At 49.6% G+C, this 2,978-nt stretch carries 3 protein-coding genes; all 3 read right to left on the bottom strand.

The window, feature by feature from the left end:
- Window positions 1-1,747: leucine-rich repeat domain-containing protein (locus Q5911_RS14735; protein ID WP_303183936.1), on the bottom strand; the 1,747-nt coding region annotated here is incomplete at its 3' end.
- Between the two features lie 16 nt (window positions 1,748-1,763).
- Window positions 1,764-2,063: a hypothetical protein gene (locus tag Q5911_RS14730; RefSeq protein WP_303183934.1), complete on the bottom strand. Its 300-nt coding sequence runs from the start codon at window positions 2,061-2,063 to the stop codon at window positions 1,764-1,766.
- Window positions 2,064-2,217: 154 nt separating this feature from the next.
- Window positions 2,218-2,841, bottom strand: a complete 624-nt coding sequence (locus Q5911_RS14725; RefSeq protein WP_303183931.1) for a PrsW family glutamic-type intramembrane protease — start codon at window positions 2,839-2,841, stop codon at window positions 2,218-2,220.
- Between the last annotated feature and the right edge of the window lie 137 nt (window positions 2,842-2,978).

The following is a 2,978-nucleotide window of genomic DNA, read 5'->3' as shown; positions in this document are numbered from 1 at the left end:
GTGTCGTCGGGGTCGTAGGTGTCGTCGGGGTCGTAGGTGTCGTCGGGGTCGTAGGTGTCGTCGGGGTCGTAGGATCCTTCGGGATAGCCTGTCCTGCCGCAATTCTGATACCACAGCCCTTACAATAGGTGTCCCCCGTATAGCCATCTGCGCTGGCGGTGGCCTCAACTCTGCCGCGCACCTCGGTGCCGCCCGTGTGATGATCTGGATTCAGTTCCCCATAAGCCGCGCCGCAGACAGAACACACCGCCTGATCTTTGCAGGTGGCTGTTCCGCCGGAGTGATCTTCCCTGATGTCACTTGCCTCACAGTGGATGCATTTCTTCCAATGTTGATCGGCATTGCTCTGCCATTCGCCCCATGCGTGAATACACACATCCGGATTTTCGGGCTCCGGTATCACGATCACAAGTCTCCAGCTGGCATAAAACACCACATTCTCCGTAACAGGAAAAATGTCTCCCGGGCAGCCCGCTTCCTCTCCATCAGGATTATCCAGCGCCCAGTAATCAAGGATCGCTGATTGATATGAAAAACCAGACTCCGGAAGAACGTAATCCCCGGATATGCCTTCAACTGACTCCATATATCCCGGTGCTCCGTCTCCATTAAAAGAGACCGTGTAAGTTTCGCCCATTACCTTCCAGTTTGTCCATGCAGCTGCAAATATTTCTTTATACGCGTCAGGAACGTATATCTTCAGATTCTCCGGCCATGATTCACCGGGCAGATAAAATGCAAATGACAAGACTGCTTCATCCGGATCTTTCCAATGGGTGTGAACTTGCCCAAGTTGCGGGCATTTATGAAACGCGAAGGGCATCACCTTTTTGACACTATTTGGAATATCAATCTGCCTGAGGGTGTTACAGTCATAAAAAGCGGAACTCCCTATTGTTTTGACTGTTTTTGGAATTTGCACCTCACTGAGTCTTATGCATTTACTAAATGCATTTTGTCCAATCGTTGTCACTCCTTCCTCTATGACCACCTTGTCAATCTTAGACTTTTTGTCCTCCCAGGGACACCTTTTACCGGAACTAGTATTGTCGAAATCAGGCATTTCCCCTTTACCGGATATCGTAATGGTCTTATTGTCTCTGCTGATCGTCCATTTAATATCTGTGCCGAGGATAGGATTCTGGATGTCAGGAAACGGTCCATACAGCACCGCGGCAACCTTCAGATAGCGAGCGATATCAAGTACGACCGAGTCCTCGACGGAAAGCTGTATCATTGCGTCCTCAACAGCCTTAAACTGAAGCCTTACCTCCTCGATGTTATCGTTATTGATATCCGTTACGTCCGGCAATGCATCGATCATTTCCTGTGCGCGATCGATAGAAGAGACTTTCCGCGCATTGGACCGGGTGGCGATCGCTTTATTTTTCATAAGCGCTTTTGCTGTTATTGGAGTGCTTTCGCTGTCATATTGACAATTTAATTCTTTTGTGATGCAGCCGCTTTCCTCACTGCATACATGGCGGCACTCGGTGGCCTCCACCGCATCAGATGAGGTGGCCGCAGATTCCGTTATCTCCTTCTGCGGATAACATTCCAGCGTATGTTCATGGACACATTTTTCCATCCACGTATAACACTCCGGGGTATGTTTATGGCTGCCCGCTCCTTTTCTCATTTCTGCCGCCAATACAGGCACAGAAACTAAAGAAAGCATCGTACAGATGCAGAGCAGTGCCGCATAGATCCGTTCTCTTTGTTTCTTTTGTTTTTCTGGCTTTCTCATTGATTTTCCCCCATTTCTATGGTATCTGTTCCCTTTTTCTGAACTTGATATAGAAAGCAGTGAGCACAACTGCCGCGGTAAAGGAAATGACCGCTTCCAGCACATATCCGCCCACACCCTCATGCAGCAGGATCGCCCCGTACATTCCCACGGCATCCATCGGCTGGCTCTGCACCGTCCCTACCGTTCCCAGAAGAGACAAAAACAGCAGAGCGCACAGTGCCGACAGACTGCGAATGCTTCGCCGCGCCTGTCGGCGGCGAGATTCCGCTATCCGCTCCTTTGCCAGTGCAACACGCTTTTGTGTATCGTACATGCACGCAAAACCTCCTTTCTGAACACTCAGCTTAAAGGCCTTTCACTTATATAGGTACAAAAATCCGGAAAAACTCTCACCCGGAAAGCAGATTTTTCAAAAAAAATGAGAGCTGCTTAAAAACAGCTCCCAAAAATCACAAAATAAAGTTATATTACGATGTCAGACGGCGGGCAATCAGCTTTCCCGCTGCCAAGATCACTACAGGCAGAACATAGGCAGCATACTGCACTGCGCCGCCGTAAGCGATCAGCAGATTATAGAGCGCGTGAAACGTGATGGCTGCTCCCAGCAGACCGCAGGTTCCGGCAATCTTCAGCCAGGTCCGCTGCCACACATACGCAAGGCCTCCGCCTACAATGGCTCCGCAGATCACATGCATCGCTCCTGTTCCGATCCCCCGGAAAAAAATAAAGGAAAAATGTCCGGCTCCATTTTGGATCAGGTAGCAGATATTTTCAAAGGTGGCAAAGGAAAGAGCTGTGATCACAGCGGAGATTTTGATCTGTTCCGTCTTTGGCTCAAATATCAGAAGATAAAAGAGCAGAGGCAGAAGCTTCATGACCTCCTCCACCACCGGGGCAATCTCCGCAGTGGCGGCAAAGGTATCCGCACCATAAAGTGCAGCGAAAAAGGTATTGATATAAGCAGAAAGAAGACACGCCCCCATTCCTGCAAGGCAGAACAGAAAGAATTTTGTCTGTTGTTTTCCCATGCACAGGGCGGCGATCAGTAACGGCGATGCCATACAGATAAAAACATTTTCAATATACGTCATTCCTGCACCGCCTTTCCCATTGCCGGCAGCAAAGCGAGCAGGCAGCCTGCCAGCAGAAGATCAAACCAGCAGTATGGGCTGAAAATGGAATCTCCCGGCCAGAAGCAGCCAGAAGTCCAGAGGGCATATTCTAATGT

The sequence above is a fragment of the Lachnoclostridium phocaeense genome, from assembly GCF_959599685.1.
Taxonomy (GTDB): domain Bacteria; phylum Bacillota; class Clostridia; order Lachnospirales; family Lachnospiraceae; genus Claveliimonas; species Claveliimonas monacensis.
The sequence above is the reverse complement of the archived record's forward strand: the minus strand, read 5'-3'. Positions and strand labels throughout refer to the sequence as shown.